A 4,001-nucleotide genomic window follows, 5' to 3' on the forward strand; every position below is an offset into this window, starting at 1 on the left:
TCGTTGGCCATGGCGTCGATGCGGTCGGTTTCCTTGACCCGCCAGCTGGCGATGTTGCGCAGGGTGCTGGGGCCGTCGGCATAGAGCGCCATCACCGCCAGGGTCATCGCGGCATCGGGGATGTGGTTGGCGTCCAGGTCGATGGCCTTGAGCGGCCAGGCGCCGCGGCGCACGTCGAGCCAGTTCGGCCCGCTGTCGACCTGCGCGCCCATTTGCCGCGCCGCCTCGATGAAGCGGATGTCGCCCTGGATCGAATCGGCGCCCACGCCTTCGATCCGGATGCTGTCCTGGCCGGAAGCACCCGTGGCAATGGCGCCGAGCGCGATGAAATAGCTGGCAGAGGAAGCGTCGGCCTCGACGTGGATGTCGCCCGGCGAGCTGTAGCGGCTGCCCGCGGGGATGGTGAAGCGCTCCCAGCCCTCGCGCTGCACCGCAATGCCGAAGCGCGCCAGCAGGTTGAGCGTGATCTCGATGTAGGGCTTGGAGATCAGCTCGCCGACAACCTCGATCACGATGTCCTTGCGGGCGGCGAGAGGCAGCGCGAGGAGCAGCGCCGTCAGGAACTGGCTCGAGACATCGCCGCGCACGCGGATCGGCGCATCCAGCACCAGCGCGCCGTGATCGACCGGGCGGATGCGCAGCGGCGGGTAGCCGGGATTGCCCAGGTAGTCGATGCGGCAGCCGAGCTGGGTCAGCGCATCGACCAGGTCGCCGATCGGCCGCTCGTGCATGCGCGGCACGCCGCTCAATTCGAATTCGCCGCCGAGCAGCGACAGCGCGGCGGTCAGCGGACGCATCGCGGTGCCGGCGTTGCCGAGGAAAAGCGGCAGCATCGGCCCGCCTGGCTTCAGCTGGCCGCCGATGCCGGTGATGCGCAGCGTGCTGCCGGCCGCATCGATGCYGCAGCCGAGCGCGCGCAGCGCATCCAGCATCACGCGGGTGTCGTCGGAATCGAGCAGGTCGTGGACCGTGGTGGTTCCGCTCGCCAGSGCGGCCAGCAGCAGCACGCGGTTCGAAATGCTCTTGGAGCCCGGCAGCCGCACGGTGCCCGATGCCCCGGCCAGCGCAGGAATGTCGAGGAATGCCGTCGAGAACATGTCAGGAGTCCTGGGGCGCGTCGGTGTTGGGCTGCCAGGCGGCGCGGGCCTTGCTGGCGGCGGCGATCGAGTGCTCGAGCGCCTGRGCATCGCCGGCCGTGATCAGCGCCTCCAGATCGGAGAGCGACTTGCGCAAGGCCTGCGATTGCAGCAGCACCTGCTCGCGGTTGGCGAGCAGCACGTCGCGCCACATGACCGGATCGCTGGCCGCAATGCGCGAAAAATCGCGGAACCCCGGCCCTGCAAGGCGCAGGAAATCGCCGCCCTGCGGCTGCGCGATCAGCGCGTTGAGATAGGCAAAGGCCAGCAGGTGCGGCAGGTGGCTCACGGCCGCGAAGGCGCTGTCGTGCTCCTCGTGYGTCATGGTGACGACGTGGGCGCCGATGCCGCTCCAGATCTGCGAGGCGCGCTGCACGTTCGAGCGCAGCGTGGCCTTGACGGGCGTCAGCACGACCTTGCGGCCGGCGTAGAGCGAAGCCTCGGCGTGCTCGATGCCCGACACCTCCTTGCCGGCAATCGGGTGGGCCGGAACGAAGTGGGCGAACTGGTCCTGCAGGCCGTTGCGCGCGGCTTCGATCACGTCGCCCTTGGTCGAACCCACGTCCATCACGAGGGTGTCGCTCGAAATGCCATGGCGGATGGCCTTGAAGGTGGCTTCCGAGGCCGCCACCGGCACCGCCAGCAGCACGAGGTCGGAGCCCGAGACCGCCAGCAGCGCGGAAGGCGCCGCCACGTCGATCACGCCGAGCTGGCGCGCCCGCTCGGTGGTGGAAGGCGACTTGCTGTAGCCGACCACGCGTTTCACGAGCTTCGCGCGCTTGAGCGCGAGCGCAAAGGAGCCGCCCATGAGGCCGCAGCCGATCAATCCCAATTGCTCGAACATGGTGCTTGTCCGGCTCAGGCTTTGACGGGATAGGCGCCCAGCACCTTGTAGAACGCGCAGAGGCCGCGCAGTTCGGCCAGCGCGGCAGCCACGTTGGGCTGCGAGGGATGGCCGTCCAGGTCGATGTAGAAGTAATACTCCCACTGGCCGGTGCGCGCCGGGCGCGACTCGAACCGGGTCATGGACACGTTGTTGACCTTCAGCGGCACCAGCAGGTCGTGCACGGCGCCGGGACGGTTGGGCACGGAGACGATCAGGCTCGTGCAGTCGCGTCCCGAGGCCGGCGGCATGGCCAGCGTCTGCGGCAGGCAGATCACGGAGAAGCGCGTGCGGTTGTACGAATCGTCCTGGATTGCATGCGCCACGATGTGCAGTCCGAAGCGGGTGGCGGCGCGTTCGCCGGCCAGCGCAGCCCAGGCCGGGTTGGTGGCCGCGAGCCGCGCGCCTTCGGCGTTGCTCGAAACGGCACGTCGCTCGGCATTGGGCAGGTGCTTCGACAGCCAGGTCTGGCACTGCGCCAGCGCCTGCGGGTGGGCCAGCACGGCCTCGACGCCCTCGAGCGAGTTGCTGCTGCGCAGCAGATGGTGGCGCACCAGCAGGCTGACTTCGCCCACCACGTGGGTCGGCGAATGCAGGAACAGGTCGAGCGAGCGCGTGACCACGCCTTCGGTCGAGTTTTCGACGCCCACCACGCCGTACTGGGCGCTGCCGGCCGCCGTGGCGTGGAACACCTCGTCGAAGCTGGCGCAGTAGATCAGGTCGGCCGCGCCGCCGAAGTATTCGATGGCCGCCTGCTCGCAGAAGGTGCCCTCGGGACCGAGCACGGCGACGCGCTGCGGCGATTCGAGCGCCAGGCAGGCCGACATGATTTCGCGCCAGATGGCGGCCACATGCAGGTCCTTGAGCGGGCCCGCATTGCTCTTTTGCATCTTCTCGATGACCTGGGCCACGCGGTCGGGGCGGAAATACGGGGTGCCTTCGCGCTTCTTGACCTCGCCCACCAGCTCTGCCACGTGGGCCCGCTCATTGAGCAGGCCGAGCAGTTGCTGGTCGAGCGAGTCGATCTGCACGCGCAGATCGGCAAGGCTTTCGGAGTTGTCGGGAGAGGAGGGCGGTGTTGGAGCGGAGGCGGTCATCGGTGCGAGCAGCTGGGCATGCGCCTAGGCATGCGATCGCTCGAATTCTCGCATGTAGCTCACAAGTGCCTGTACGCCTTCCAGCGGCATGGCGTTGTAGATGCTCGCGCGCATCCCGCCGACTGACTTGTGGCCCTTGAGTTGCAGCAGGCCGGCGTCGCGCGCACCGGCCAGGAAGGCGTCGTTGCGGCTCTCGTCCGCCAGGAAGAACGGCACGTTCATGCGCGAACGGCAGCCCGGGTCGATCTTGTTGACGTAGAACGGGGAGGCGTCGATGAAGTCGTACAGCAGCCTGGCCTTGGCGATGTTGCGCTGCTCCATGGCGGCCACCCCGGTGAGCGTGCCTTCGGTCTGCTGCAGCAGCCACTGGAACGTCAGCCCCGCCATGTAGATGCCCCAGGTCGGCGGGGTGTTGTACATGGACTTGTTGTCGGCCACGATCTTGTAGTTGAACGCGCTCGGGCAGATCTCGAGTGCATGCCCGAGCAGGTCGTCGCGCACGATCACCAGGGTGAGCCCGGCCGGTCCGAGGTTCTTCTGGGCGCCGCCGAAGGCAAGGCCGACACGGCGCCAGTCGACGCTGCGCGAGGCCACGTGCGACGAAAAGTCGATGACCAGCGGCGCATCGCTGCCAAGGGCCGCGAGGTCGGGTAGCTGCTGGAACTCGATGCCGTTGATGGTTTCGTTGGTGCACAGATGCACGTACGAGGCGTTCTTGCTGAGCTGCCAGGTCGAAGGGTCGGGCAGCCGAGTGTGATGGTCGCCGGCGTTGCTCGCGGCGATGTTCGCCGTGCAGTAGCGCTGCGCTTCCTTCTGCGACTTGATGCTCCAGCTGCCGGTGATGACGAAGTCGGCGGCGGTGCCGCGCGACAGGTTCATCGGCAC

The 4,001-nt window shown here is 68.0% G+C and carries 4 protein-coding genes; all 4 read right to left on the minus strand.

All coding sequences use genetic code 11. The features are described from left to right. The coding region (gene aroA / locus AC1DOC_RS22955) for a 3-phosphoshikimate 1-carboxyvinyltransferase (protein ID WP_478130549.1) at positions 1-1,097 on the minus strand (1,097 nt) is incomplete at its 3' end. 1 nt (position 1,098) lies between these two features. After that, on the minus strand, positions 1,099-1,980 hold the full coding sequence (locus AC1DOC_RS22960; protein WP_478080199.1) for a prephenate dehydrogenase: 882 nt from the start codon (positions 1,978-1,980) through the stop codon (positions 1,099-1,101). 14 nt (positions 1,981-1,994) lie between these two features. Continuing rightward, the gene (gene pheA, locus AC1DOC_RS22965; RefSeq protein ID WP_412510596.1) at positions 1,995-3,116 is read right to left on the minus strand and encodes a prephenate dehydratase; all 1,122 of its coding nucleotides are present in this window, start codon (positions 3,114-3,116) and stop codon (positions 1,995-1,997) included. Between the two features lie 24 nt (positions 3,117-3,140). After that, positions 3,141-4,001, minus strand: an 861-nt coding sequence (serC, locus tag AC1DOC_RS22970; RefSeq protein WP_478130550.1) for a 3-phosphoserine/phosphohydroxythreonine transaminase, incomplete at its 5' end; no start/stop codon positions are given.

Source organism: Variovorax sp. 01T439_2 (assembly GCF_056398445.1).